Source organism: Mesorhizobium sp. Cs1299R1N3 (assembly GCF_037179625.1).
GTDB lineage: Bacteria > Pseudomonadota > Alphaproteobacteria > Rhizobiales > Rhizobiaceae > Mesorhizobium > Mesorhizobium salmacidum.
Genome location: NZ_JAPYKQ010000005.1, coordinates 1 through 23,996, shown reverse-complemented (window position 1 = coordinate 23,996; position 23,996 = coordinate 1). Strand labels below are relative to the sequence as shown.

General features: G+C 60.0%; 32 protein-coding genes and 2 pseudogenes. 16 read left to right on the top strand and 18 right to left on the bottom strand.

Annotated elements, in window-relative coordinates:
• Positions 1–170: 170 nt before the first annotated feature.
• The 5 genes from O7B34_RS13200 to O7B34_RS13180 form a co-directional block, all read right to left on the bottom strand.
• On the bottom strand, positions 171–1,634 hold the full coding sequence (locus tag O7B34_RS13200) for a DUF4055 domain-containing protein (RefSeq protein ID WP_337146449.1): 1,464 nt from the start codon (positions 1,632–1,634) through the stop codon (positions 171–173).
• 3 nt (positions 1,635–1,637) lie between these two features.
• The gene (locus O7B34_RS13195; protein WP_337146448.1) at positions 1,638–2,936 is read right to left on the bottom strand and encodes a phage terminase large subunit; all 1,299 of its coding nucleotides are present in this window, start codon (positions 2,934–2,936) and stop codon (positions 1,638–1,640) included.
• Between the two features lie 2 nt (positions 2,937–2,938).
• Positions 2,939–3,421: a hypothetical protein gene (locus tag O7B34_RS13190; protein WP_337146447.1), complete on the bottom strand. Its 483-nt coding sequence runs from the start codon at positions 3,419–3,421 to the stop codon at positions 2,939–2,941.
• A 311-nt stretch (positions 3,422–3,732) separates the two neighbouring features.
• On the bottom strand, positions 3,733–3,942 hold the full coding sequence (locus O7B34_RS13185) for a hypothetical protein (protein WP_337146446.1): 210 nt from the start codon (positions 3,940–3,942) through the stop codon (positions 3,733–3,735).
• Complete coding sequence (locus O7B34_RS13180; RefSeq protein ID WP_337146445.1) at positions 3,939–4,553, bottom strand: ParB/Srx family N-terminal domain-containing protein; 615 nt, start codon at positions 4,551–4,553, stop codon at positions 3,939–3,941. The genes O7B34_RS13185 and O7B34_RS13180 overlap by 4 nt, the downstream gene beginning before the upstream one ends.
• 103 nt (positions 4,554–4,656) lie before the next feature.
• Between O7B34_RS13180 and O7B34_RS13175 the strand changes: the two genes are divergently transcribed.
• Positions 4,657–5,220 (top strand): helix-turn-helix domain-containing protein, encoded by a 564-nt coding sequence (locus tag O7B34_RS13175; protein WP_337146444.1) that lies wholly within the window; start codon positions 4,657–4,659, stop codon positions 5,218–5,220.
• Positions 5,221–5,659: 439 nt separating this feature from the next.
• On the opposite strand, the gene O7B34_RS13170 is transcribed toward O7B34_RS13175, so the two are convergent.
• The 3 genes from O7B34_RS13170 to O7B34_RS13160 form a co-directional block, all read right to left on the bottom strand.
• Positions 5,660–6,268, bottom strand: coding sequence for a hypothetical protein (locus O7B34_RS13170; RefSeq protein ID WP_337146443.1), 609 nt, complete (start codon positions 6,266–6,268; stop codon positions 5,660–5,662).
• A gap of 90 nt (positions 6,269–6,358) precedes the next feature.
• Positions 6,359–6,871, bottom strand: coding sequence for a single-stranded DNA-binding protein (gene ssb, locus O7B34_RS13165; RefSeq protein WP_337146442.1), 513 nt, complete (start codon positions 6,869–6,871; stop codon positions 6,359–6,361).
• An 11-nt stretch (positions 6,872–6,882) separates the two neighbouring features.
• Positions 6,883–7,473 carry a helix-turn-helix domain-containing protein gene (locus O7B34_RS13160; RefSeq protein WP_337146441.1) on the bottom strand — a complete coding sequence of 197 codons (591 nt, stop codon included), beginning with the start codon at positions 7,471–7,473 and terminating at the stop codon, positions 6,883–6,885.
• Between the two features lie 250 nt (positions 7,474–7,723).
• On the opposite strand from O7B34_RS13160, the gene O7B34_RS13155 reads away from it, so the two are divergent.
• The gene (locus O7B34_RS13155; RefSeq protein ID WP_337146440.1) at positions 7,724–7,939 is read left to right on the top strand and encodes a hypothetical protein; all 216 of its coding nucleotides are present in this window, start codon (positions 7,724–7,726) and stop codon (positions 7,937–7,939) included.
• Positions 7,940–7,981: 42 nt separating this feature from the next.
• On the opposite strand, the gene O7B34_RS13150 is transcribed toward O7B34_RS13155, so the two are convergent.
• A complete protein-coding gene (locus tag O7B34_RS13150) occupies positions 7,982–8,368 on the bottom strand; it encodes a hypothetical protein (protein WP_337146439.1) in 387 nt (128 codons plus the stop codon).
• A gap of 215 nt (positions 8,369–8,583) precedes the next feature.
• Positions 8,584–8,865 carry a DUF2312 domain-containing protein gene (locus tag O7B34_RS13145; protein ID WP_337146438.1) on the bottom strand — a complete coding sequence of 94 codons (282 nt, stop codon included), beginning with the start codon at positions 8,863–8,865 and terminating at the stop codon, positions 8,584–8,586.
• 112 nt (positions 8,866–8,977) lie between these two features.
• Between O7B34_RS13145 and O7B34_RS13140 the strand changes: the two genes are divergently transcribed.
• The 9 genes from O7B34_RS13140 (at position 8,978) to O7B34_RS13100 (ending at position 15,577) form a co-directional block, all read left to right on the top strand.
• Positions 8,978–9,715 (top strand): helix-turn-helix domain-containing protein, encoded by a 738-nt coding sequence (locus tag O7B34_RS13140; protein WP_337146437.1) that lies wholly within the window; start codon positions 8,978–8,980, stop codon positions 9,713–9,715.
• Between the two features lie 208 nt (positions 9,716–9,923).
• On the top strand, positions 9,924–10,553 hold the full coding sequence (locus tag O7B34_RS13135; RefSeq protein WP_337146436.1) for a siphovirus Gp157 family protein: 630 nt from the start codon (positions 9,924–9,926) through the stop codon (positions 10,551–10,553).
• A gap of 1 nt (position 10,554) precedes the next feature.
• Positions 10,555–11,526, top strand: coding sequence for a phage recombination protein Bet (gene bet / locus O7B34_RS13130; protein WP_337146435.1), 972 nt, complete (start codon positions 10,555–10,557; stop codon positions 11,524–11,526).
• Positions 11,523–12,125 carry a GcrA family cell cycle regulator gene (locus tag O7B34_RS13125; protein WP_337146434.1) on the top strand — a complete coding sequence of 201 codons (603 nt, stop codon included), beginning with the start codon at positions 11,523–11,525 and terminating at the stop codon, positions 12,123–12,125. The genes bet and O7B34_RS13125 overlap by 4 nt, the downstream gene beginning before the upstream one ends.
• Positions 12,122–12,601 carry a DUF1367 family protein gene (locus tag O7B34_RS13120; RefSeq protein ID WP_337146433.1) on the top strand — a complete coding sequence of 160 codons (480 nt, stop codon included), beginning with the start codon at positions 12,122–12,124 and terminating at the stop codon, positions 12,599–12,601. Before O7B34_RS13125 ends, O7B34_RS13120 begins: the two co-directional genes overlap by 4 nt.
• Entirely contained in the window at positions 12,576–13,463 is an 888-nt protein-coding gene (locus O7B34_RS13115) for a putative quorum-sensing-regulated virulence factor (RefSeq protein WP_337146432.1), read from the top strand. Before O7B34_RS13120 ends, O7B34_RS13115 begins: the two co-directional genes overlap by 26 nt.
• On the top strand, positions 13,463–13,951 hold the full coding sequence (locus O7B34_RS13110) for a hypothetical protein (protein WP_337146431.1): 489 nt from the start codon (positions 13,463–13,465) through the stop codon (positions 13,949–13,951). The genes O7B34_RS13115 and O7B34_RS13110 overlap by 1 nt, the downstream gene beginning before the upstream one ends.
• Positions 13,948–14,157, top strand: a complete 210-nt coding sequence (locus tag O7B34_RS13105; protein WP_337146430.1) for a hypothetical protein — start codon at positions 13,948–13,950, stop codon at positions 14,155–14,157. The genes O7B34_RS13110 and O7B34_RS13105 overlap by 4 nt, the downstream gene beginning before the upstream one ends.
• A gap of 193 nt (positions 14,158–14,350) precedes the next feature.
• Positions 14,351–15,577 carry a tyrosine-type recombinase/integrase gene (locus O7B34_RS13100; protein ID WP_337146429.1) on the top strand — a complete coding sequence of 409 codons (1,227 nt, stop codon included), beginning with the start codon at positions 14,351–14,353 and terminating at the stop codon, positions 15,575–15,577.
• Between the two features lie 473 nt (positions 15,578–16,050).
• Here the strand turns inward: O7B34_RS13100 and O7B34_RS13095 are convergent, their stop codons facing one another.
• Complete coding sequence (locus O7B34_RS13095) at positions 16,051–16,401, bottom strand: ethanolamine utilization protein (RefSeq protein WP_337146428.1); 351 nt, start codon at positions 16,399–16,401, stop codon at positions 16,051–16,053.
• A gap of 489 nt (positions 16,402–16,890) precedes the next feature.
• Between O7B34_RS13095 and O7B34_RS13090 the strand changes: the two genes are divergently transcribed.
• Positions 16,891–17,088 (top strand): hypothetical protein, encoded by a 198-nt coding sequence (locus O7B34_RS13090; RefSeq protein ID WP_337143268.1) that lies wholly within the window; start codon positions 16,891–16,893, stop codon positions 17,086–17,088.
• A 473-nt stretch (positions 17,089–17,561) separates the two neighbouring features.
• Here the strand turns inward: O7B34_RS13090 and O7B34_RS13085 are convergent, their stop codons facing one another.
• A complete protein-coding gene (locus O7B34_RS13085; protein WP_337143267.1) occupies positions 17,562–17,783 on the bottom strand; it encodes a DUF768 domain-containing protein in 222 nt (73 codons plus the stop codon).
• Between the two features lie 722 nt (positions 17,784–18,505).
• Here O7B34_RS13085 and O7B34_RS13080 point away from each other — a divergent pair.
• The 4 genes and pseudogenes from O7B34_RS13080 to O7B34_RS13070 all read left to right on the top strand — a co-directional run.
• Positions 18,506–18,874: a hypothetical protein gene (locus O7B34_RS13080; protein WP_337143266.1), complete on the top strand. Its 369-nt coding sequence runs from the start codon at positions 18,506–18,508 to the stop codon at positions 18,872–18,874.
• A 63-nt stretch (positions 18,875–18,937) separates the two neighbouring features.
• Positions 18,938–19,114 (top strand): hypothetical protein, encoded by a 177-nt coding sequence (locus tag O7B34_RS13075; protein ID WP_337143265.1) that lies wholly within the window; start codon positions 18,938–18,940, stop codon positions 19,112–19,114.
• Between the two features lie 314 nt (positions 19,115–19,428).
• The gene (locus O7B34_RS32165; RefSeq protein WP_442920965.1) at positions 19,429–19,668 is read left to right on the top strand and encodes a DUF6894 family protein; all 240 of its coding nucleotides are present in this window, start codon (positions 19,429–19,431) and stop codon (positions 19,666–19,668) included.
• Between the two features lie 667 nt (positions 19,669–20,335).
• Positions 20,336–20,580, top strand: a pseudogene (locus O7B34_RS13070) (NADP-dependent oxidoreductase); the annotation flags it as partial.
• Positions 20,581–20,918: 338 nt separating this feature from the next.
• On the opposite strand, the gene O7B34_RS13065 reads toward O7B34_RS13070, so the two are convergent.
• The 6 genes and pseudogenes from O7B34_RS13065 to O7B34_RS13040 all read right to left on the bottom strand — a co-directional run.
• A complete protein-coding gene (locus O7B34_RS13065; protein WP_337143264.1) occupies positions 20,919–21,251 on the bottom strand; it encodes a hypothetical protein in 333 nt (110 codons plus the stop codon).
• A 2-nt stretch (positions 21,252–21,253) separates the two neighbouring features.
• Complete coding sequence (locus tag O7B34_RS13060) at positions 21,254–21,613, bottom strand: hypothetical protein (protein ID WP_337143263.1); 360 nt, start codon at positions 21,611–21,613, stop codon at positions 21,254–21,256.
• On the bottom strand, positions 21,613–22,833 hold the full coding sequence (locus O7B34_RS13055) for an NRAMP family divalent metal transporter (protein ID WP_337146427.1): 1,221 nt from the start codon (positions 22,831–22,833) through the stop codon (positions 21,613–21,615). Before O7B34_RS13055 ends, O7B34_RS13060 begins: the two co-directional genes overlap by 1 nt.
• Entirely contained in the window at positions 22,830–23,132 is a 303-nt protein-coding gene (locus tag O7B34_RS13050; RefSeq protein ID WP_337146426.1) for a hypothetical protein, read from the bottom strand. The genes O7B34_RS13055 and O7B34_RS13050 overlap by 4 nt, the downstream gene beginning before the upstream one ends.
• Positions 23,133–23,689: 557 nt before the next feature.
• A complete protein-coding gene (locus O7B34_RS13045) occupies positions 23,690–23,869 on the bottom strand; it encodes a hypothetical protein (RefSeq protein ID WP_337146425.1) in 180 nt (59 codons plus the stop codon).
• An 11-nt stretch (positions 23,870–23,880) separates the two neighbouring features.
• A pseudogene (locus tag O7B34_RS13040) lies at positions 23,881–23,996 on the bottom strand (IS630 family transposase); the annotation flags it as partial.

Genomic DNA, 23,996 nt, shown 5'->3' with positions numbered 1-23,996 from the left:
CAGGCAGCGCCGGCAAGACACCTTGCGCGGCCCGGCTACTGTCGTGACGTCGCATGACTGCCAGCGGCGGCCGGGCGAGCCGCACAGCGTTCGGCCAGGAGCGCCCCGTTGATGGATACGCCTACCCCTGTTCGGCATAGGCGTTCCTCGTTTTGATGCGGCCGGATCGGTCATGCCGCCAGCGCCGCCGGGTCATCGACGTTGTCGGTTTCGGCGGCCATGCTGGACGCCTCTTCGTCGAGGTCGATTTGCTCTTGATCCGGATCGAAGGACGAAGAGAGTTCCCCGCGCCGCTTCAGTTCGGCCCAATAGGTCTTGCGCGTGATCTCGCCAGCGACGCGAGCCTTCAGGAGGCTATCCATCGTCGGCGCATCGTTGCCCGTATCGTCGTCATACTCCGTCGACACGTTGACCGACGGCGCGCGCGTCGTGTCGGCCATCCCGCGATAGCGCTCCGCGAACACGAAGGCGCGCTCCAGAGCGTCCTTCAGGTTGAGGGCCATGTTCTTGATTGCGGAGTTCTCGCGCGCCTCGCTGGCCTTAACGGAGGTCGCCGTGATCACGCCCGAACCCTTTTGGTGCGGCTTCATGGCGAGGGCGTCCATTTCGGCTTCCAGCCGCTCAAGGTCTTTCTGCCCGGCGGCAATCGCCTTGCCCTCCGCCTCGACGAAATACCACTTGCCCTGCGGGTCTTCGGTCGTGAGCAGCGAATTCGGCCCAAGCATCGGCACAACCGGCTTGGGCTCGCCTCTCTTGGCGACCGGCATCTTGACGCCGGAGCCTGCCAGCATCGGGAAGCGGGCATATTTCAGAATGTTGCGCTGGTCGCTCGACGACTGCCAATGCTCGACATTCTTCCAGGCGAGATCGAGGAAGGGCGGCTTGATATTGAAGCTCGTCTTCGTGGCGCGGCGTCCGGTGAAGAACGGGATGATCGTGACCTCGCCCATGAGGTTCGGCCCGCTTTCGACGATGCCCCAATCGGTTTCCTTGCCCTTGTCGTCGACCGCAAGCTCCCACAAATCCCACCCGTCGGCGCGATAGTGGCGGATGCGCTTCACGATGATCGTTGCGAAGTTGACCTTGCGCACGCCGTTCTCCCACCAACGGGCGTCGATGACGATCGGCTTGCCCGTTGCGGTCGAAACCGTGCAGTCGATCACGTCTTCGGCGCGGAAGTGGATGAAGTAGGGCCGGATATTCGAGGCGATCTCTTGCGCCAGCGTCATGCCCGGTTCGGCTCGCGGCATGTCGACCATGAGGTAGGCAAGTCCGGCCGTGACGCCGTCTTCGAAGAATGCGCGGGCGAACACGTCAAGCGAGTTGCCGAGCAAGTCAACGTCCATGACGAACGGGTCATAGTACGGGTCATATTGGCCCGTGAGCGCCACAGGGATGCCCATTGGCTTGCCGACGGCCGAGTTGATAGCGCCCTCCAGGCGGTTCAACAGAACCGTTTCCTTCAGGCGGCCCTGATAGCGGGTCGGGTCTTCGGCCGGGTGCTTCGGGAGATACGTCTCGCCGGCCGCGCGCATGGCTTCCGTTCCCGCCATGACGGTACGGAGAACCTTGAAGCTCGACGCGTTCGCGAGATAGTCCGCCGAGGGGACGGAAGGATCAATCTTGTCAGCCATTGTTTAGCACTTTCCAACAAAGAAACCGCCGCCCTCTTCTTCCAAGAGCAGATCGGTGAAGGCCCAAACCAAGGCGTCGAGGCGATCGGGCGAGTAGCCGGCCGCCTTGCGATCGAAGTCGATCGTCATTTCGCACATCTGCTCTTCGAGAGTTTCGAAGTCGCCGACGTGCAGAACCTTGCCTTGCTCATAGAGTGCGGAGACAGGCTCCGCGCGAATGCCCTTGCCCTTGGTGGCACGGACCTGAATAACCGACGCGTTCGGCATGACCGTCCGCACCGTGCTTTCGACCATGTCGCCGCCCTGGTTGACTTCGGCGACCACGGCGTCAGCCTGCCATCGGCGATAGGCTTCAGCGACCCTGGTAGCCCATTCGTGAGGCTTGCCCGACGTAGAGCAATCCTCCAGCACATAGCCGTTGTCGTCGGCGTCCTTGCCGGCCACGATGATGCCGTGTTCGTCGCTTCCAGGCGTGTTGCTTACGGCCGGGTCGACGGAGACGACAACGCGCGTGATCCCGAGGCCGGCGATGATCGCTTCGGGCGATAGCGCGGCCGTGGCGTCCGGGGCGTGCTTGATAATCCCATAGTTCCAGAGAGCGTTTTCGTTCTCATTGGCAAAGAGGCCGTCAAGGAAGCGCTGGCGCTTGCGTGGCGGTAGGTTCGCCAGCATCGCCAGATATTCCGGTGCGAGGTTGTTCGCGTTGTCGGCCGGGTTCATGAGAAGGTGCGCGTATTCCTCCGGGTTCGGCAGCGCGCGCCCGCTCTCCGGGTCGACCTTCTGGATAAACTGCTTGTAGCTCCAATGCTTCTTTGACGGCGGATTGCAGTCATAGAAGGCTTTGAGCTTCAGCCCGGTTTGCTGCGCCAGGCGCGACATAGCCGTCGTGACGCTGTCGTATGAAATCTGCGAAATCTCATTGAAGTAGACCGTCGCGAATTCCATGCCGAGAACCTTCTCGACGCGGTCCTTATCGTCGAGGCCGCCCATCCATATTTCGCTCTCATTCGGGAGCTTGATGACGCCTTCGACCTTGTTCGTCTCGTAAGGGACGCTGGGGAAGCAAATCTTCATCATCTTGGGCCACGTGTCGGCCCAAATCGACGCCATCAAATGGTTTTGCCTGTACCTCCAGATTGCATGACGGGAGCCGCGAGCCTTCATGGCCCGGAAGGCAATCGCCCGAGTGAACCCGAAGGTCTTGCCCGAGCGAGAGCCGCCATAGCCGAGAATGTGTTGCGCGCTACCCGCGATCAGGCGGACTTGGTCGGCCTGCTTTGGCGTCTTGGCGAAGGCGGGCATGGCTACATTTCCGCATCTTCGCCGTCGACGTGAATGTTGATGTCGCCGGTGTTCTTCGTCTCGACCTTGTCAGCCTGTCCGAGACGGTTCTTGCCGAGCCAGATGAGCATTTGCGGATTTTTCTTCCGCACGGCCACGTCGATTTGCGTCTTCGCGATAGTGAGGTCCATCGCGGAACGGCCTTGCTCGATCGTCTGATCGACCTCCGGCCATTTGGCCCTGAAGTTGTTGAAGGCCGTCATCGACACGCCCAGGAAGGCGGCCATGCGCTCATAGGAGAGGCCAGCCATCCCGTATTCGCGGACAGCCTTCATGGTCTTCTCGTCTGGCACTAGAGCGTCGGGACGGCCCACGCGGACCTCACGGAACGGGTCGGCCTTGCCCTTCGTCGAGCCTTTCTTACGGCCCGGCTTGCCCTTCTTTTTTTCCTCCGGGGTTTCCATATCTAAATCCTTCCGAGTGGACACGGCCGCGCTCTCGCTCAATCCCTTGACGGTCTTGGCGCTGGTCGTGTCTGAAATGTCCTGATTATGCGTGGCAAAAAAATAGGCCGGACTAATTCTAGGCCGACCCTGTTTTCACACCGTTCGCCGAACGGTTCTTGCCGTGATCTTGTCGAGGCGATTGCAGGGAACGAAGAACGGATGATCGTTCGTTGCCAGCCAATGCTTTGCCCTGCATTCGTTGCCAGGGTATGGCGTCGGCGCGGAGGCCGGCGGGATCATTGAGAGACAGCACGCCACGACTCCACAGACGCAAAGGGCGGCATAGAACGGCACAAAGAACCGGTGCGCTCTCATATGGCCGCGCCTCTTGGAATGATCGCCTCGACCTCGTCTATGAAGTCGACGAAGCGGACGTTCGGAAACCACTTGCGAAGCCTGTCGCGCTGGTCTTGCTCCATCGACGCGTAGACGTAGCGGACGCCGATCACGTTGCTCGCGGCATCGCGGATTGGACGCCACAGCTTCAGCCGTGCGCCTTCAGGCTTTTTCGTCCCGCTCATTCGCCCGCTCCGTCCAGTAGGTAGGCCACGAAGGAATAAGGCGCGCCGCTCTTGTCGACGTATCGGTTGAGCGCCTTGGCGAGCCTGCCGATCTCGCCTGCCGTGATCGGTACGCGGTTGTCGCCGAAAGTGAGGTATTCCTTCCCCGGTTCGTCTTCGTCGCCCTCGCCGTCGGTTAGCTCGCTGTCGTCATCGTCCGACGGGCGGAGGAATTCCTCCAGCTCGTCGCTTTCGAAGCCGGTTAGCTCCAGATTGAAGCCCTCCGCATTGAGGTCATGCAGAAGGCCGGCAAGCATTTCGTCATCCCAATCACTATCCTCCGCGAGGCGGTTATCGGCGATGATGAGCGCTTTCTTCTGCGCTTCGGTGAGGCCGAAAATCTGGATATGCGGGACTTCCTTCAGGCCCATCTTGATTGACGCCAGCTTGCGGCGATGGCCGGCGAGCAACATGCCGGCTTCATCGATGATGACGGGATTGGTGAAGCCGAACTCGCGGATCGAGGCGACAACTTTGTTGACCGCCTCCGCCGAGTGCTTGCGAGGATTGCGGGCGTAGGGAATGAGGTCCTCGACCTTCGATGTCCCGGCGACGTGCTTGAGCTTTGCCATGACGGAAACCTTCCTGCCCACAACGGCCTATTTTTTAACAACAGCCTTGCAATGCACTGGCCTAAATTGTAACAATCCGCCGATTGCAATCGAGAGAGCCGAAATGATCAAAACCAAGCCGACCGCCGCTTCTAAGCCGAGGCCGCCCGCGAAGACGGTTAAGGCCCTGCCCGCTCCAGCCAAGGCTAAGACCAAGGCCAAGGCCGCACCGAAGGCCGAGATCGCCGCCGAGGTCGCCAGGGTGGCGGCCATGTCTCCGGACGAAGTCGTCAAGGCCAGCAAGGCGAACAAGGCCAAGGCCCGAAGCGTGAGCAAGATGACGCCCGCCGCCATGAAGGCCGCCGTCGCCAACTTGCCGCCGACGAAGTCCAGCGCCGCCGAGATCGAGGCTCGACGCAAGGCCCGCATGGATGCGCCCCCGAAGCCGAAGCCCGAACCGAAGCCTGTCGAGGCCAAGGTGCCAGGCGAAGCGAAGGACACCCCGCGAACGCACCACGAATTCACGTCGGCCAATCTGGTCGCATGGCGCGATAAGCTTGGCATTTCGCAGCGTGAGGCGGCAAAGGCTCTCGGCATCGCCCGGCAGAGCTATTCGAACTACGAGGCCGGGTCGGTCACGATCCCGAAGGTTGTTGCCCTCGCCTGCCAGGCCCTCGCCAAGAGCTAACCCCGTCTGCTACCACGGAGACGGAAGTCAGCTTTCATCGCAGGCGAACTCGACCCGCTTCCATACCGCGCCGCAAGGCCCGCAACGGAGCCTGCTTGTCTCGACCCCGTCGCGCCTGAAGCGCCATAGGCGCGTCACCACGACTTCGGTTGCGTCCGGACAGAGCGGGCAAAGGCTCTTGGACAGTTCACTCTCATGCATTGTGCGACCCCTGAAACTGGAAAGGGCCGGCGCTCTCACTGGAGCGGCCGACCCTTCAGGCGAAGCGTCGACCCCTCGACACTTCGCGTCCCCTACCACGGAGATTTGAATTCACTACGGAGCCGTGAGAGGCACTTCGACGTTCGCGGATAACCGCCGGGGTCCAGCGCACAACGGGCGACCCGGAACAACAGTCATTCGCCTCTCACGGCTCCAGCGGGAATATCCCGCCTTACATTTAGACCGATACCACAACTTTATTTGTCAAGGAAGACCTTTTGTGAGGTTTTGACCGCCTCCTGCGACAAAAATGGTTGACAACGGCCTGTAGCGCCAACGCCACCTTTGCCGGGTCTTCAGGATCGAGGTCGCGCACAACGACATCATAGAGCGCGGAGAATGTCCCCATCCCCGCGACCTTGATCGCCTCGCATACCTTGCTGTAGCGCCTGGAGATCGCGGCGGCTTCATCATCCTCCAGGTCGCGCGCCATCCCGCCAGTGCGAGGGACGTAGCTTATCGCGGCGACCACGGCGGGCGGCATGTCGGCGACCCGTCGGAAGGCCGCGAACAGTTCCGAGAAGTCTTGCCCCGCGTCGTGCTGCTTTTGGTCGATCTTGCCGGCGATCAGGAGCCGGCCGAGCGCATAGCCATAGCGGCGATCGTTGGCATGGCTGTGACCTTTGCCGTTGCGCTTGTCTTCAGCGCCGACCGCGCCGAAGTGCCGGCGTCGCTGATCGAGAACGACATCACATGCCGTCTCCCGCTTCTGCTTTTCGTGGTGAGAACTTTTGATCTTGCCATCCGGCCTACGCGGAACCCCGAACTTGCGCTTACGTCCTGCCATCGTCTTGCCCTTCCGTTTGTGTGGTAGGAAAGGCAACCCCCGGAGATCGGGCCGCCGCGTCTTGTGCGCGGCTGGCCCGGAATGCGATCGCTAGAAGGGGATCTCGTCGTCAAGCTCGCGTGAGTTGCCGCCGGTCGATCGGCCGCCGCCGCCGCTTTGCTCGCCGTAGCCGCCACGGCCGCCGCCGCTCCCGCCACGGCTGAAGCTCTCGCCGCGATTGTCGCCGGAATTGTCCGACCGCCCGCCGCCGCCACCACTTTCGAGCATCTGAAGCTCGCCCCGGAAGTTCTGGAGGACAATCTCCGTCGTGTAGCGATCGGCGCCGCCCTGGTCCTGCCATTTGCGGGTTTGGAGCTGGCCCTCGACGTAGACCTTCATGCCCTTTTTGAGGTATTGCTCCGCGACCTTGGCGATATGCTCATTGAAGATTACGACGTTGTGCCATTCGGTCTTCTCGCGGCGCTCGCCCGACTGCTTATCGCGCCAGCTTTCCGACGTGGCGATGCGGATACTCACGACGACGTTTCCGTTGTTGAGCCGCCGGACTTCAGGGTCCGCCCCCAGGTTGCCGACCAGAATTACCTTATTGACGCTGCCTGCCATTTTCGTTGCTCCTAGATTGCCGCGTTGGGGAAGATTGTGCGAAGGCAGTTCGCGAATTCGGCCGCCTTGATGCCGACGGCGTCGCCGGCCTTTATGCGCTTGTCGATCTTGCGAACCGCGTGCATCACAGTGGTATGGTCCCGATCGAACCGACGCCCGATCATGGGGAGAGACAGGTGCGGGCAAAAGAATTGCGTCGCCCACATGACGGTTTGGCGGGGATCGACCACGTCCCAACTGCGAGAGTTGGCGAAGAGTCTCGCCTCGCTCATGCCGAAGAACAGACACCCTTGCGCGATGATGTCGTTTGCCGAGACGCGGACAGGCGTAGGAGCCTTGATCCGGATGACCTCGATCTCACGGAAGTCGGTAGCCGGGTTGACTGCCAGACTGGCCGCCCGCGTCGCGATAGCCTCGCGCATGGCGCGGACTTCCTTTGCGGCTGCGATGGCCGGCTCGCGGTGATAGCCCTCGATCAGTTCACGCCTGATCTCTTCGCTCTCCCGCGCTTTTCGCTGCCCGTTGATTTGCGCCTGGCGCACATTGACCGCCTTCGGGGAGCCGTATAGCCGGCGCTTCACTTCCGCCGCCCGGCGGAACACTTCCGCCGCCGTCTGCGGCTCGCCGCCGCGATACGTTTCTAGATACAAGGGTCTTCTCCGTGGTAGGAATTTGGATGGTGAATTTCGGGCTGATCAGGCCCCACTCTCTTACGATCTCGATCGCCGCGTTTAAGGTCTTGGCGACGCGGTAGTCGAAGCCGGCGGCCTCGATCTCGGCGCGGAACTTGCACTGGTTTTCATTGAGCGAGCCGGTGGACGATTTAAGCTCCAGAAAGAACGTCCGGCCCTCATGAAAAAACAGAAGGTCGGCGATGCCTTCCTTCATTCCCATGCGCAGAAGTTTCTTCAGATACCGGGCAAGGCGGATGCCTTGGTTGGGGACGTGGGCCATGACGACACCGCGCCGAAGAACGTCCTGGAGCATGGAGACAAGAGCAATCTGGAGATCGTCTTCCGGGTGCCCTCGCTTGGCCTTACCGCCGCGCCCGGAGGCGCGACGGAGTAGAGTGCGAACAGAAGAGCGGCGAGCTTTCTTCACCGGCCACCCTCATGCAGCGGCGATGTCTCCTGCGCGCCGGCCAAAGCTCGCTTCAGTCGCACCTTCAGCCTGACGGCCAACACTGCGACCCGCCAGCACGATATTTCGATCAGACGCATTCAAACCTTCCTCGTTCAAGGCCGCCTCCGCCTCGACCATAAGGGCCGCTCCAGCTTCCCGGCACTTTTTCCGGTAAACCTCGTCGAGCATCATGACCAAGTCGTAGGCGATGGATTTCGGTGGCCGGAAACGAAGGTTCCATATCAACTGGTATGGAAGCCGGTGGCGGTTTGAGAGCGCCCGCATAGCGTTCTCTTTTCCACATGCCTCCAGTGCATCAATGATGTTCACCAGCTTTTCGGCCTTCGCAGCCGCTTCTTTAATGTAGTTTTTCATAGATAACCTCCTGCTGTTTTAGCAAAGACATTTTTCTTACTCGCAAGCGAAACCATGACACATTCGCTTTGTTCACGGAGTAAATGAAATGTCTTGGGAGCCTATCGGTAGTGCTGTTACGCTTATTGTTACCGACTTGGAGAGACGCCGTTTGAAGCCGGCGTCCTCCGCACCCTTAGACCTCGCGCAAACCCATTCCGCGAGGATACTGCGGTTTAAACCATGCCAAGGGCGGCCATATAGAGGTCGAGGATGCTCTCCTCTTCCTGCCGTTCAGCTTGATCTTTTTTCCGGAGAGCGATGATCTTTCGGATTGCCTTCGTATCGAAGCCCGTCCCCTTGGCCTCCGCGAAGACTTCCTTGATGTCGTCGCCGACGGTCTTCTTTTCTTCCTCCAGTCGTTCGATGCGCTCGATGAGGGCGCGAAGCTGGCCGGCGGCGACCGTCTGGCTTGTTGCCGTAACATCTTCGTTTGTCGAATGTGATGGCGCGTCCATTCTCAATTCCCTTTTCAAGTGGTAGGAGTCACCACTTTCGTCGCATGCGAAGCGAAAGTGGCGGAAGATTTATTGCGCACTTTTGTGGGTTTGACAACCTAAATTGTCATTCATGCACGAAAAAACAGGAGAGATTGTTTTGATCGCGCTGGAGAGGGTAGTGGAAACAGTAGGTGAGCGGGTCCGGCGATGCCGGGAAGCTGCCGGATTAAGCCAGAGGGCGCTTGCGCGGGCGATCAGCACGTCGCAGCAGGCGATCCATAACCTGGAAACAAAAGGGAAAGGGGGATCAAGTTATCTGGTTGCAATTGCACAAGTTCTAGGTGTAACCGCCGAATACTTGTGGACTGGCGAAAAAAGTGTGGTCCACGGAAAGTTTCCTAATGACGTAGAGGGAGCAGATCGACTAATAGGTTTGTCAGGAACGGCTCCGGTGATCGGGACCGTTGGTGCTGGCCTTTGGAGAGAGACACAAGTGAACGCGCTCGCCTCGTCGGGTACTGAAATCCCATATTTGCCGACGAAAACGAACAATGGGATACCCCAATACGGGCTGCGGGTAGAAGGCAATTCTATGAACAAAATCGTCCAGCCGGGCGAATTCGTCTCGATCTGCCTCATTGAAGATGGCGCACGCTATTATCCGAACGACATTGTTGTCGTCGAGCGTGCGAAGAATGGTCTATATGAGACAACGCTAAAGCGTCTCAAGCGGATCACTGACGACACCTTGGTTCTGGAGCCGGAAAGCGATGATGATGCTTTCACGACGCTGATCATTAAGAAGGACAGCGAGGACGCCGAAGTCCGGATTGTCGCCGTCGCCAATGGGAAATACGCGCCGTTCTAGCGGCGTGGAATACGCGCCATTCCAACGGCGTGACAAAATTTTTTGTTGACATACCGTTTTGACAAGATAAGTTGTCGGTGTTCACGGAGAACGCCCACATGACCTACCACGTCAAAACGACCTGAAAAGAAACCGGCCTCCGTTCCCTGCGAGGCCGGTTTTTTCGTTTGTGTGCTTCTCCGCCCTACCACAGCAGCGGAGTACCCTAATGAAACACGAACACGACGAACACAAAGCGCGCCTTCAGATTGAAGCCGCCAAGCGTCTTATCGCCGACATGCGCGAACAGAACGGAGCCGACATTTTCGACGGCGACGAAGGCTTTCTCATCGACGCGATCGAGGGCGAAACCAGCCTGATCGAAGTCATCACGGCGGCGCTCAATTCCCGCGACGAAGATCTGATGATGCTGACCGGCATCGAAGCAAAGCAGGAAGAGCTTGCCACGCGCAAAAAGCGTCTGGAGGCCACGGCGGAGCGCAAGAAATCGCTGATCGAAAAGGCGATGCTTGCGGCGGAGATCAAGACGCTTCCGCTGCCTGTCGCCACCCTGTCGATCTCAAACCGCGCCCCTGGCCTGCTTGTTGTCGAGGAAAGCGACATTCCGTCGGCCTACTTCAAAACGCCGGAGCCGCCCGCGCCGAAGCTCGACAAGAAAGCGCTCACAAGCGCACTTCGCGATCGCAAGGCCAAGCTCGACGCGGCGATCGAGGCCGCCAAGGCGTTCGACGACGAAGAACGCAAGGCCGCGATCGAGGCCGCCGCGAAAGCGTTCCCGCCCATTCCCGGCGCCGAACTCGACAACGGTTCCGTCTCCCTCGCGATCCGGGTCAAGTAAGATGCATAGCAACGCTGTCACGTCTATCAATCGCGACGCCGGCCTGTCGCCAACGCAAATCCGGCTAGTCAAGGATACGATCGCCAAGGATTGCAACGACACCGAATTTGACCTGTTCATGGAAGTTGCGCGGTCGATGCGGTTGAACCCGTTCCGCTCGCAAATCCTGCCGATGGTCTTCGGCAAAAAGGCGAAGGACACTTCCAAGCGCCGTATGTCGATCATCGTGTCGCGCGACGGCCTTCGGGTCATCGCCTCGCGTTGCCGCAACTACCGCCCGGCATCCGAGCCGGCGATAGTCGAGTATGACGAAGCGCTGAAGGGTCCAGGCAATCCCAAGGGCATCGTCAAGGTCACAATCAAGCTGCATCAACAGGACAACGCCGGAACGTGGTGGCCTGTCGTCGGCGAAGCCTATTGGGATGAATTCGCGCCGCTGAAGTATGCAGCCGACGCCTACGAGGAAACCGGCGAGTGCTGGCCGGACGGCAATCCGATCAAGAGGCTGAAGGCTGGCGCGGTTCCGACCGTTCTCGACGATGGCGGCAACTGGCCGAAGATGCCGTTCGTCATGATCACCAAATGCGCCGAGGCGCAAGCGCTCCGCGCCGGCTGGCCGGAAGAGTTCGGCGGGGTCTATGCCGAGGAAGAAATGGACCGTGCCCGCGTCATCGACCAAATGTCGACCGCGAGCGAGATCGTGCATGAGGCGGAGCGGAAAGCTCGCGAAGAGCGGATCAACAAGACGCCCTCGCTTCTGGTTTGCTTCAACGGCCAAACCGCCGAACTGGAAAGCGTGCCGGTCGACCAGTTCGCCGACCGCGTTCTCGCCTGGACGCGCGGCTGCGATGCCGAGGCGGTTCGTTCCTTCATGGAACGCAACCGGCATCCGCTTCGCGAGTTTTGGGCCAAATCGCCGACCGATGCTCTCGCCCTGAAGAAAGAGCTTGAAGTAAAGGTCGCCGCGCAATGATCGAGCTATCCGACGAAGTGAAGGCGCGCGTTAGCGCCTTCACCAAAACCCCGCTCGCCGATCGCTGGAAACAGCCGAAGGCGGTTCGCGCCGCACTGATCGCCGATCTAGCCAAGCACGACTATTCGGCGGCCGACATGAGCTTCATTTTCGGATGCTCGCGCAACGCCGTCATCGGCTTTGCCAGCCGGCAGGAAGTCAAGCTTGGCGGCCATGAAAAGCATTCGATGCGCTCGACCAAGCGCGCCGACCGTGCGCCAGCGCCGCGCCGCGAGCCGCGCCTGAAGAAAGAGCCGAAGCGGATGAAATTCGGCGTTGAAGTGGTGGCAAAAAATCAGGCCACCCCGAAAAAGCCGGAGCCGATCGCAGCTGATCCAAACGCGGCCTTGACCATCGCGCCGCGCGTGACCCGCGTTCACATTCTCGACGCTGACTACACGCACTGCCGCTTCCCGCTTTGGGGTTCGGAGCGCAAGCCGTCGGTCGAAGAAATGTTCTTCTGCGGCGCGGCCAAGGAAGACATTTTGAAGCCCTATTGCAAGGCGTGCGCCCGCTCCGGCCTGTCCTACGCCGCGCCCGAAATGCGGAGGGCAGCGTGAGCAAGAAAAAGGCCGACGACAAGCCCTTCACGATGCTCCGCCGCGTGCCGGCCGGCTTCGTCCCCTTGACGGCATACGATCACGAAATGATCGAGCGCGTCCCGATGTTCGCCGATGTGCGCGCGGCAATCTCAATGCCGCGCTCGCTCCCTCGCCATCGCTTCTATTGGGTTCTGCTTGGCATCGTGGCGGAAAACCAGGACCGCTGGCGGACGGCGGAAGACCTCCATACCGCGATCAAGGTCAAGCTCGGCTATATCGAAGACTTCGTCTTGATCGACGGGAGCCTCTTGATCCGGCCGCGCTCGACCAACTTCGACAGCATGGATGAACTGGAGTTCCAAGAATATTTGGAAGCTGCCCTTGCCGTCATATCCACCGACATCATTCCCGGCCTCGACATCAAAGCGCTGAAGTCCGAAGGCCAACGCAAGATCGGCAAGCCGACCCATGACCGCTACCTTTCGCACGCTTGACATTGAAACGTCCGGCATCAACGCGGCCGAACATGAAATCCTGCAAATCGGCTGGCGCGATGCCGTCCAGCCGGAGGCCGGGGCGATCTCACTCGCGCCCTGGTATGACGAAACCTTCGTCAAGAACACGAAGCCTATCCCGATCGAGGCGAGCGCCATTCACCAAATCGTCGAGAGCGATCTCACGGTAGCGCCGCCGCGCGATCTCGCGGTCGATCGCGTCAAGCGCGCGGTCCTATACGTCGCCCACAATGCAGCTTTCGAGGCGAGCTTCCTTCCGGAGCTTCAGCCATGGGCCTGCACGTTCAAGACCGCCCTACGGCTCGCCCCGGACGCAAAGCAGCACAACGTTCAATACCTTCGCTATCACTTCGGCGTCGCGCTCTCCCGCGATGAACGGGAGAACCTGTTTCCGCACCGCGCCGGAGCGGACGCCTATGTCACCGCGCCGATCTTCCTTTGCCTTCTCCGGCTCGCCCCGCTGGAGGAATTGCTCCGGATTTCCGCCTTGCCGCCGCTCTTCAAGCGGTTCGCGTTTGGCAAGCACAAGGGCGAGCCGATCGCCGACGTGCCGCTCGACTATTTCAATTGGGTGCAAGGCGAAGGAACCTTCGACGACGGCGTGCTGCACTCGATCGCGGTCGAGCGCGCCCGGCGGATGGATGGCGACCACGAAACCTACTTCGGCCTGGCGTGCAAGGTACTGGAGTTTGCCGAGAGCCGCGCCATGATGGTCGATTGGTGGAAGGGCGAGGCTATCAATCGCGCGAAGCACTACGTCGTCGAAGGCACGCCGCTTTACCGTGAGCTTGTCGCCCGGTGCGCCGCCAAGACCGCTACGTTCGTTGCGGAGGCCGCATGATGTCTGTAGCGCCCCGCGAACCCGAAGCCTCCCCACCGACCGGCTACAGGCCGAAGATCAGTGTCAAGACGACGCTGGAGGCGTGCCTTGTCCAAGCGCGTTGCCCGGATTGCGGCGAGCGCCTTGGGAGCCTGGATAATATCCACCGCGACCACGTCCCGCCCCTCCAGTTGAGGGCATGGGATGCGGAGGCCGGCGACACTATCCCGGCGGCCAATGACCCGAAGCATATCGTGATCCGGCACAAGGATTGCCACGTAGGCAAGACCTCCGGCGGCAAGACCAAGGCCAAGGCGCAAGGCGACGTGACGGAGATTTACCGCACGCGCCGGCTTGCCAGGGAACAATCCGCCTTCCGCGAGCGGATGCTGAAACGCGACCCGCCGGAGGAAGATCACGACGACGACGCGAAGCCGAAGAAACAGAAAATCCCCGGCCGACCATTCCAGAAGCGCCCTACCACGCTGAAACGAAGAGAGAGACGATGAACAAGCCAGCGATCGAATTCATTACCCGCCGCGAGGCCGCAAAGCGCGCCGATGTCGCCCCGCAACTGATCGACTACTGGACCAAAAAGTTCCCGCTGCTGATGAAGCACCACGGCGAAGACGGGAAGGTCTATGTCGCCGTCAAGGTTCTCGACGACATCATCGCGGCGAAGTTGGCGCTGAAGGCAAAGGCGGTGGCACGATGAACGCAAGAGCGCTTTGCGACTTCGACAAATCGAGCCCTATCCGCCTTGACAAGGCGGCGAAGATCGCCTTTCCAGATAACACGATGACGGTCAAGGGCCTCCGTAAGGAGCGCGATCGTGGTCGCCTTACCACAGAAATGATCGCCAACAAGGAATACACGACTTTGGAGGCGATCGAGCGCATGAGAGAACTATGCCGCGTCCAAGCAAAGGCGCTCGCCTCGTCTGGCGAGACGAATACCGGAAGAAAAACGGCTCCCTCATGCACGCCGCCGGCTGGTATATCCAAGACGGAGAGCGTCGAATTGGCACAGGCTGCGGCCGAAGCGAGCTTGGCGAGGCTGAAAAACGCCTCCAAAAGCACCTTGCGGAAAAACATGCCCCGGCGCGCGACCGCAACCGTGACCCCGATCAGGTAAAAGTCAGCGACGTTATCAACGTCTACTCGACCGACGTTGCCCCAAGTCACGCGAGGCCGGGTGAAACCGCCTCGCGCCTCGCCGCCATCCTGAAGTTCTTTGGCCGGATGGCCCTAAGCGAGATCAATGGCAAGGTATGCCGCGACTACATAAAACAGGCGGCCACCGAACCCGCCGGCCGTCGCCAGCTTGAAGACCTCCGCGCCGCCCTCAAACATTACTATAGCGAGGGCTATGTGACCTCGATCCCGGCAATCGTGCTGCCGGAGAAACCCGTAGGCCGCCAGCGCTGGCTTACGCGCCAGGAGGCCGCCCGGTTGCTCCGCGCTGCATGGCGGCTCCGCCAGACATGGAAAGGCCACGACAGCGACCGCTACACCGCCCGCCACGTCGCGCGGTTCATCATCGTGTCGCTCTACACCGGGACGCGGTCGGGCGCCGTCTGTGACGCTGCAATCCGCACCACTGAAGGCCGGGCCTATGTCGACCTCGATCGAGGCGTGTTCTTCCGCCGCGCCGACGGCGAGCGGGAGACAAAGAAGCGACAGCCGCCGGTGCGGCTCCCCGATCGCGTGCTTGCCCATGTGCGCCGATGGGCGCGGACGCCGGTCTTCCTGAAGTATGAGCGCCGACAGAAGAGCCTCAATATCGGCCGCATGATCTCGCACGACTTTGTCGTCGAGTGGGAGGGCCAGCCCGTCGGCTCCGTGCGCAAGGCGTTCAAGTCGGCGTGCGAGGCGGCCGGGCTTGGCTGGTATGACGAAGAGGGCAACTTCCAAACCGACGTGACGCCGCACACGCTGCGCCACACCGCCGCGACTTGGTTGATGCAGAACGGGACGGAGCTATCGCTCGCGGCCGATTACCTTGGCATGACCGAAGCGGTTTTGCGCTCGACCTACTATCACCACCATCCCGACTTCCAAGCCGAGGCGGCGGAGCGGATCACGGCGAAAGCTCCGGCCCTGAAGGTCAAGAGCAACGTCGTTCGGATGCGATAGAACGGGATTAGAACACCTACCGGAAACCTACCAGAAACCTACCCGAAACCCCGGAATTAATGCGGAACAAACGGGTTGGGCGGCAACAAAAAAGCCCAGAAATCCGGGCTTTTCTTGGCAAAACAACTTGTTCGGGACGAGGGGGTCGCAGGTTCAAATCCTGCCACTCCGACCAGTCAAAACAATGGGTTAGGAATACGGTATTTGCGCTACCCCACAGATATCCCCACAGAAACAGATGCAAATTTGGGTGAGTCGAGCCGGCTGGCGAACGCGCACGCCCGTTTGATATTCCATCGATGCAAAATTCGACTACAGGGGAATGCTGAGATCATGGCCTTGTACGAGGCAATGTGGTGAAGCGGAATTCGACCACTCCAAGTCCAGACACTGCCGCGCGATCGAGTGGGCGCTCGAGAAAGCCCACCCGGACGCAATTGGACCCATGAGGTGCCCACCGCGACCTGATGCGATCAAGCATCCGGCTGTTGCCAATGAGGGTAAGTGACGTAAGCCGTCACAGCACCATTCTCGTGGGAACGGATCGTCACCTTATCGCCCTTCTGCATGGCGACGATCTCCCCTGGGCCTGCCGTCACCGATCCGTGGTCGTCGGAGACACTGATCTTTCCTTCGAGGATCACCATCGTGTCGTGCACGGTGATAGTCTCCTTCAGGGTCTGGGTTGGCCCGTAGCGTCCGAAGCCGATCGTCACTGGCCCGCCCTGACGCTGGTCTAGGACGTTGCCGGCGAAGATGTCGCCATCCTGCCCCGGCGAGCGTTCCAGCGGCGCGTCGGCAAGGGCGAACTTGTGAATGGTCATGGACTGTCTCCTTTATAACTGGCTGTGGGAACGTGGAGTGGTGTGAATAGCCATTACCGCTGGCGTTCGCATGGGATCGTTCCGCGTCGGCGACGTCGCCAGAGTTGTTGATGTCGCCGCTGGATCTAGTTCTGACGGGTTTGCGCGTAACATGAGTCCATAGCGCCAGTCGTACTGACTGGAGCGAACGCCGCTATTTCCGCGGACGCATCCGGGATGCCATTCCGTCGACGATCAACAGAAGCCCTTCTTCAAAGGCGACCTGGGGGTCGACCGGTCGAACGTCACCATCCGATACCTGAGCATCAGCCTGTTCCTCAAGCACACTGCCCACACTTCACCCCGTGGATCCAGTCGTCGCCCTCGGGAGCGGCATCAGCGGCGGTATGAACTTCAGACGCATGCACAGCACTCAACCGCTCCTCAAGCCACGGTCCGGCATATTAGTTCCGGAACATTTTAGCTAAATTGAATGTTAAAGTGATTACAATGATCAAGCTATCGGATCTTGGCTCATTTGAACCTCACCTCAACGGCAAGATCGCCGACCATGAAAGCGAGTATTTCTACCGCTGCCCCCTGTGCGGCCAGATGGTGGATGAACGGGACGCGCGGCAAGTGGTCTGGCATTCTTTCTGGGAGCACAACCGGCTGATAGTTGATGGTGATGCACCTCACTTGCCCTAGCCGGTGCAGGCTGGCGCGCGGAATGTGGCTGGCCCGACCCCAGGCCGATCGAGGGCCTCGTACAGCGCGCTGGAGCGTGGACGCGCATCCCCCCGGTCGGTGTGATAATGGCATATGTGGGGAAAGCTGGGCATTCCCGTCACCGTGCCGCTGCGTCAGGCTGGCCCAGAACAGCTGCGCTTCTCGGCAGGGCTAGTACCGCATGTCGCCTGCTGGTGCCGAGGACTTAAGGACTGTCCTCAGCTGCTTAACTAGGGAACGGCTGGCTCGAATCATAACCCTCCGATCTCAGCTGACGACGTGGCCTTCTACATCCCTTAGCTCGCCAGACCGGGCCAGTTCAAACGCGCGTTCTAGGGTCGTTGTGTTCGGTTCCATACGTCTAAAAATCTAGGTTTCCATGCAGTTTGGGTGCTGAGCGGCAGTTCGGCAGAACATAACGCAGCCTCATTCCACCAACTCGGGATCAGGCGTTATTCCAGAAGGCCAGCGTCATGATGGACGATGGCATCGAGCACCGTTTCATAAACGCTGCCGGTCTCTTCCTCCATCTCGATGCTGCTGATCCCGATCGCCTTCGCGTCCGCAAAAAGCTTCTGGATTGCCTCGGCAACCGAAAGTACGTCTGGACTGGCAAGCCCTGACAGATTGCTGCCTAGCCACTTATGCAGAAAATTGAGACCGCGCGTGCTCATGCCTCAACAAGCCGCAAGCGCATATTAGGTTCCGCTGGAATACAAGGGCGCCGGCAAGCAAACGGAACCAAGATCATTAGGCAGCTTCATCCACGTCAGCCCCTCTAAGGAACCAGCAGCGCCGACAACGAAATTGCCTGCTACCGCCAATCGGCTGACCCTTTAGTTCGTTCGGATGCTTTGTGCGAGTTGCCTTAAAGAGCGCATAAAACCCTTAGCCGGCGAGACGACGCGCGCCCCGCCAATTTCGCCGGTTAGGCTCGGCGTCCTTCAGGCAACTCTTTTTTCAGGGCGCCGAGCCGACGAGACTCTGCTTTCCTTTGCCGGGCAACTATCGTCCATTGATCGACCTCACCCTTGTGTCTTCACCTGCGAATGACAGAGGCACAGATGGGGGATCGACTCCTTATCGAGCAAGCTGCTCGAGAAGGACAGCCAGCCCGTTTCCGTCTTCGATCTCGACGCGGTACGTGAGGCGTTCATGAAGTCGGTCCGCGACAACAGCGTCTCGCCTGCCTAATGAGGCGAGCATGCCCGATGGTTCATTCAACAACTTGCGGACCACAAACTTTCGGAAATGGCGGTTAGCCAGATAACCGGAGCGCCAGACGATAGCCAGCCATAGGCTCGGACCGGTTCCCTTCGTATCAAACCGACGTTGAATCCTTTGAAGCCCCGCTTTAAATAGAGGTACTTAAAATCCTAGCTATTGGGAGGTAGCTATGATCGAAAGCGGTACAGACATCGCGCGGGCGGTGGTTGACGCCAGTTTCCTGTCTCAGCACCACTCTAGGGCCTACATTTCCTCGCTTCGGGGTGACATAGCCCAAACCCGACGTGCAATCGCAGCGTCGCACGAGCTTCTAAAGCGGTTTCGTCAGCGCAAAATTGACGAAGCGCTCAAAGACGTTGAGCAGCACCGCGTGTCCGCGTTCGATGCCGACATTCTCCGCAAGGTCTTTAAGGACTTGGTCTTGGAAATGAAGACACCGGAGTGTGAATGGCGTGCACTCGCTCAAAGCCTCGCCTACGAGTTTACCGGGTGCGAGCGCGTTGACGCGGCCTTGGTGGATTGGATCATTAGGAGGTAACGGACGGAACAATCGCCACGTCGCCATGTTCGGGGCACATCGTTTTGTGGTGTGATTCGTCCTATGGGTAAGAAGGCCAAGCACAAAGCAAAGAAGGTGATTGAAATCCCGATGGAAGGCGAGCTTGAAACGGAAGCTGCCTACTATGCTCGCAAGTGCGGTATCACACCGGACGAAGCCGCCAAGATCATTCGGCAAGCCCTCGCGCCAAAGCGCACCATCGTCCCTAGCGGACGTTAAGGCCGGCGATTGTACACCCACGGGATCATAGGATCCCGTGGGTGACACGCCGCACGGGGATTTTGTACGCAATCGGACATGCCATTGCGGACAGGTCCGCTTAGGAACATGCTTAACCGTCACCGGCTTGCCCTCCAGGCCGGCGTACGGCCCGGCCTGCGGAATCCTGTGTCACTCGAGGAGCAGGCCGGGCTGTTGTCCCTGTGTGCGTAGTGCCAGATGACTGACACTTTCCGTCCCGGTTTCGAGATAGCTATGATCCTCGTCATGGCCGTGGCGGCGATTGGGATCATCCTGGTTGTCATGGGCATTTTCTGAAGGAGCTACAGCTTCAGATCGAAGGAGCAATTGTCACACCTCCATGTTCGGGGCGATGGCGCTCTATCATTTCGATCTGGACGAGGGACGCGCTTCCAGATGGCGATCACCACAAGATGGTGATGGTGGTGCGTGACGAGGCCGGCGATTTGGTCTTTAGGGCGAGCATCGTTTTCAATGTCGAGGCGGAAGGTTCGCAGTTGTCTTCGCGATCCTTGCCAGACAGTCACGCCTGAACGACGTTAACCGGGGCGCCGGACGACCGCCACCATAGGCCGGAGCCATGGAACCGTGGGAGCCTGACGATTACTTCAATATTAGCGCGCGCCTCTATCGGCGACGGGCAGTGGCATATGTTGAACCGTGGTGGATGTGACCATGGCAGAACCAGGCAAAAGCACGACGAGCGCATTCAGGCAGAGAAGCAATTCCGGGTGCGGTTCCTTGCACATGACCCCAATACCGCGCCCCGAGGCATCTCTCGCGTCAGACGTGTGGTTTTTCTTACGGCGTGCCAATGGTGACATTCTTAGTTGAAAACGTTCGTCGGGCTTTCATCGTCGGCCGAGTTCGCTGCTTGGCGGAAGAAAACACTTGAAACGGCAAAGGCCGAAAGCAAGCTGCGAGCGTTCGTGCAATCCGGCGCTGCGACTCAGCCGAGCCTCGCGAACTCCGGATTCCGAAATGCGTGTCCGCTCGTCCAAGGATGCCGGGAGCGTGTTTCATCACGCCAGCATCAGTGGCAACCTGGCCTCAGGACAACGCTCCGGTTTAGGTAACGAGACAGATGTTTGGCCGCCGGCCTGATAGCAAAGATCATTGGACCATTAGTTTCGCGTTTCCCCTTTCGCTCGTGCCAAGGAATTCAGAAAGATGACCACGACCCACACAGGTAGATGGACGATGAAGGCAATCGTTATGACGGACCAGGTCCCTGGAACGGCCGGAATGAGGCTGGTGGAGCGGCCCGAGCCCCAGGCATCGATAACGACGTCGTCGTTCTTTCATGGGTCTTGATTCGTCCCGACGGAGCTGACGTGGCCTTCGACCTGGACCATCGCCTCGGCCGCGATCGGAAGCCTCGATTCCATGAGTTAGCCGGAGTGGTCACCTCACTCGGCTACGGCACAGCGGGACTGTCGCTGGGACCTGGGATCGAGCAGTTACGCAAATCCTCGGCCAGCAACTCCGCTTCATTTGGCAAGGTGTTCAAGGGCACGCATTTCTTTGATGTCATATTCGGCTCGGCCAACGGCATGATGCCCGTTGGCGATTGATGTCGGCTCCGTCATGCCGACCTCTCTCCTGGATGAAGCGACCAGGAAGGGAGTATCCGTGACGGTAAGCTCGCGGATTGCTTCCGTGTAGAACACGTCGTGAACATTTTCAGCGCAGCATGCTGGCGGCCAGAAAAACCGCGACCTCCGCCTCTGCGTTCTTGAGGGTCGGCGCCGCCTTGGCGTCGATGCCGATGCGCGGCGGCGACCTATTCGCGAAGATCGGGTGCGCTCTTCATGCCGGATAGTTCGGTCATCGGGCACAGCAGCCGCGGGCGCGCCGGGTCGGAGATGTCGAGCTTGTCCCAAGGGATGCGGTATAGACCATCGCGGCGGCGCAGCCGAAACAGATCGAGCACCGCCACGCCTATGGCCGACGCCGAAAGACGCTCGAAAGCAGCGTAGATGCCGACGTGGAATTCGGTAACGACGAAATCGTCGTCATCCCGTTCGGCGCAGATTTCCTCGATGTAGCCGATGCTCTTGCCTCGCTGCGAGAGCACGCGTCGCCCAGCCAGATGTTCGAGATTGACGATGGTCATCATCAAGCTCCCGGAATGCGTCCGATGATATGGTCGCGCAACCAGTCCTGCCAAGCGAAGATCGACGTCTGACGCACACCCACATCGAACTCGATGTCGGTGCCGATATCCTTCACCTTGTGCCAGGCGATCCGATGCGGTTTGCCATGGTGCTTGCCACCCAGCTTTGCCGCGAGTCGCGCCATCCATCGCCCGGGTCCCGCGCCGAGGCGACGTGCCAAAGTGATGGAGCCGAGCTCGATCGCAATGATCCTTGGCGGCTTGCCCTGCCGCAACTCCGCCACCAGCCCATCAATCTTGCCGATCTTGACCTGTTCGCGGTCGACCACCTGCTTGTCCAGGAGATCACGCAGCAATTTCATCATGTGCCTCCGAATATCTGCAGCGGGATCGTCACCACGGCCAGCACAAAGCCGAGCGCGATGATGAAGATGACCGCGGCGTTGGAGAGAGTGCCGTTGCGATGCTCGCCGACGTAGCGTTTGTCGTTCAGCAGAAACAGGAATGGAACCACGGTCAGCGGCAGGCTGGCCGCCGTCAGCGCCATGGAAAAGATGGTGAGCCTCAGCGGATCGAGACCAAGCATGATGGGGATGGCGGCAAGAAACAACGATACCGTGTACACCGCGCTGAACCCTGGGTTGTCGCGCGGCTTGCGGTCCTCGCCCCACGTCCAGCCGAAGCCTTGCGCCACGAGGTAAGCCTGCTGCAGCCCGACTTCGAGCGTAGCGCCGAAGCAGGCAATGGCGAGAGAGGCTACGAACAGGACGAAACCCCAGAAGCCGAATACCGGGATCAGCATCAACGGCAATTGGTGATAATCGTCCACCTGGTCGATGCCGTGCGTCGCCAGCACGAGGGTGGCCACGATCAGCACGCCAACCGAAATGGTGCCGCCGAAAGACATCCCCAGTCCCGCTATGGCCCGATTGGCACCGAGATAGCTCTTGTCCCACTGGTCCTCGATGGCCCCGGAGGAATAGAACATGAACAGGTACGGCGATATCGAGGCGCCGAGAATGCTGACCGCCATGAACCAGTAACTGGCGGTATCGTGGGCTGGCAGCGAAGGCACGGCGCCAGCAGCGACCGCTGTCAAATCGGGTTTCAGCATCACGGCCGCGACGACGAAACACAAGGTCACCAGACCGAGCATCGACACGCCTTTCTCGATGAGGCCGAACGTGCCTTTCCAGAGCAGCAGCCACGCCAGAAAAGCCACCGGCAACGCCCACCACTGGAAGCCTATGCCGGTCGCAAGTTCGAGTGCGATGGCAACGCCGCCGATCTCGGCGGAGAGCACCATGAGACTGAGCAAGAAGGTGGCAAGCAACGGCCACACAAAGACGTTGAAGCCAAATCGCTCGCGAATGCCATCGCAGATCGTGTGATGGCTCACCGCCGCGAACCTGCCGGCCATTTCCACCAGAAAGATGATGCAGATGGTGCCGAGCACCACGGCCCAGATCAGTTGGAAACCGAAAGTCGCGCCCGCCTGCGCCGCCGTCGCCATCGATCCGACTTCGAGGAAGCCGCCAACGCTGGTAACGACGCCGAGCGATATTTCCACGAGCTTCTTCATGGCTTCGGCGCGAAATAGTTTGCATAGGCGGCGGCCAGCGAGCGCGAGGCCAGTTGAAGATCCTGTTTTGCTTTTTGGACCCCCGCTCGATTGCCTGCCTGCAATCCCGCCTCGGCGTGAGCCACCGCGACCGACAGATCCTTGACCGCTGCCGCCAATGCAGCCCGCTCCGCGGGTTCGGCCGTTTCGGCCGATTGGATTTGCGCCTCGGCATCGGCCAGTGTCTTGCCGATCGATTGCAGCGTGCCGGCGGTATATGCGAACGGCGCCGCCCCGCTTGTCCAGGCATCGAGCACCATCGATACGGTCTGTGCGGCGGCGGCCGCGGTTTGGGATTGCTGCTCGATCCTATCGGAAGACGAGCATCCCGCCGAAACACCCAAAAGCAACAGGGCGCACAGATAATCCAGCCTGAGATGACGGCCACTGAAGGTCAAAGCCGGCGTTTGGTGCGCCACAAGAATAGTCTCCCAGCCATCGAAGCAAATCGTGATCGGCATGAATTGATCTAGTGTGCCCCGCATGCCCGTCAATCAACGCCGATCGCACGGGTGCCGATCGCAAGATATGGGCCGTGACAGGGAACCGTCGGCCAGGACCGAAACCAACTCAAGCGGAACAAAGGATCGCTTCTGGGATTTGAAATACGAGGGGCGGCGAGCCGACCTCAACCCGTCCTGATCACCGCATCAACGTGGATAGACTGCTGGCACGGAGGATTCGGCAATGCCTCGTCTCATAGTCTGGATAGCGATTGTGGCGGTCGTGATCATCGCGGCCTGGTTCTGGTTCAGCGGCCACAAAGCGCAAAACGGGAGCCAACCCGCGCCCCACGCGATAGACCAGAACGGCTAGTTCAATCCTGCTCGGCCGCGCCTGGAGGGTTCTCGATCCTGTATTCATGGATAATGCCGAGTACCTGATTTCTCACTGTCTCGCGCGTTTCGGGCTGAATGAAAGGAATCGGCCGGTCGACCGTTTCAACGACCGCCCGCGGCAGATCCGCAACCGCATCGGTGAGCTCGCTGATCGCCACACTAGAGCCTTTCACGTTTTGACGGAAGCGTATCCTGCGTTTTCGAAGTAGTTCTTACATTCGGCTGCCTCGATGGTTTCGACGAGATGTCCGATGTGGCGCCACGTGTCCTCGACGGTGCGTTTCT

Coding starts and splice junctions, on each gene's coding strand:
- bet (WP_337146435.1), top strand. CDS start 10,555: ATGCATAGCAACGCTGTCACGTCTATCAATCGCGACGCCGGCCTGTCG.
- O7B34_RS13065 (WP_337143264.1), bottom strand. CDS start 21,251: ATGACCATCGTCAATCTCGAACATCTGGCTGGGCGACGCGTGCTCTCG.
- O7B34_RS13060 (WP_337143263.1), bottom strand. CDS start 21,613: ATGAAATTGCTGCGTGATCTCCTGGACAAGCAGGTGGTCGACCGCGAA.
- O7B34_RS13145 (WP_337146438.1), bottom strand. CDS start 8,865: ATGGACGCGCCATCACATTCGACAAACGAAGATGTTACGGCAACAAGC.
- O7B34_RS13075 (WP_337143265.1), top strand. CDS start 18,938: ATGGGTAAGAAGGCCAAGCACAAAGCAAAGAAGGTGATTGAAATCCCG.
- O7B34_RS13200 (WP_337146449.1), bottom strand. CDS start 1,634: ATGGCTGACAAGATTGATCCTTCCGTCCCCTCGGCGGACTATCTCGCG.
- O7B34_RS13170 (WP_337146443.1), bottom strand. CDS start 6,268: ATGGCAGGACGTAAGCGCAAGTTCGGGGTTCCGCGTAGGCCGGATGGC.
- O7B34_RS13100 (WP_337146429.1), top strand. CDS start 14,351: ATGCCGCGTCCAAGCAAAGGCGCTCGCCTCGTCTGGCGAGACGAATAC.
- O7B34_RS13175 (WP_337146444.1), top strand. CDS start 4,657: ATGATCAAAACCAAGCCGACCGCCGCTTCTAAGCCGAGGCCGCCCGCG.
- ssb (WP_337146442.1), bottom strand. CDS start 6,871: ATGGCAGGCAGCGTCAATAAGGTAATTCTGGTCGGCAACCTGGGGGCG.
- O7B34_RS13195 (WP_337146448.1), bottom strand. CDS start 2,936: ATGCCCGCCTTCGCCAAGACGCCAAAGCAGGCCGACCAAGTCCGCCTG.
- O7B34_RS13110 (WP_337146431.1), top strand. CDS start 13,463: ATGTCTGTAGCGCCCCGCGAACCCGAAGCCTCCCCACCGACCGGCTAC.
- O7B34_RS13115 (WP_337146432.1), top strand. CDS start 12,576: ATGACCGCTACCTTTCGCACGCTTGACATTGAAACGTCCGGCATCAAC.
- O7B34_RS13180 (WP_337146445.1), bottom strand. CDS start 4,553: ATGGCAAAGCTCAAGCACGTCGCCGGGACATCGAAGGTCGAGGACCTC.
- O7B34_RS13155 (WP_337146440.1), top strand. CDS start 7,724: ATGAAAAAACAGAAGGTCGGCGATGCCTTCCTTCATTCCCATGCGCAG.
- O7B34_RS13050 (WP_337146426.1), bottom strand. CDS start 23,132: ATGGTGCTCGATGCCTGGACAAGCGGGGCGGCGCCGTTCGCATATACC.
- O7B34_RS13080 (WP_337143266.1), top strand. CDS start 18,506: ATGATCGAAAGCGGTACAGACATCGCGCGGGCGGTGGTTGACGCCAGT.
- O7B34_RS13055 (WP_337146427.1), bottom strand. CDS start 22,833: ATGAAGAAGCTCGTGGAAATATCGCTCGGCGTCGTTACCAGCGTTGGC.
- O7B34_RS13105 (WP_337146430.1), top strand. CDS start 13,948: ATGAACAAGCCAGCGATCGAATTCATTACCCGCCGCGAGGCCGCAAAG.
- O7B34_RS13125 (WP_337146434.1), top strand. CDS start 11,523: ATGATCGAGCTATCCGACGAAGTGAAGGCGCGCGTTAGCGCCTTCACC.
- O7B34_RS13135 (WP_337146436.1), top strand. CDS start 9,924: ATGAAACACGAACACGACGAACACAAAGCGCGCCTTCAGATTGAAGCC.
- O7B34_RS13150 (WP_337146439.1), bottom strand. CDS start 8,368: ATGAAAAACTACATTAAAGAAGCGGCTGCGAAGGCCGAAAAGCTGGTG.
- O7B34_RS13085 (WP_337143267.1), bottom strand. CDS start 17,783: ATGAGCACGCGCGGTCTCAATTTTCTGCATAAGTGGCTAGGCAGCAAT.
- O7B34_RS13095 (WP_337146428.1), bottom strand. CDS start 16,401: ATGACCATTCACAAGTTCGCCCTTGCCGACGCGCCGCTGGAACGCTCG.
- O7B34_RS13090 (WP_337143268.1), top strand. CDS start 16,891: ATGATCAAGCTATCGGATCTTGGCTCATTTGAACCTCACCTCAACGGC.
- O7B34_RS13185 (WP_337146446.1), bottom strand. CDS start 3,942: ATGAGCGGGACGAAAAAGCCTGAAGGCGCACGGCTGAAGCTGTGGCGT.
- O7B34_RS13140 (WP_337146437.1), top strand. CDS start 8,978: ATGCACGAAAAAACAGGAGAGATTGTTTTGATCGCGCTGGAGAGGGTA.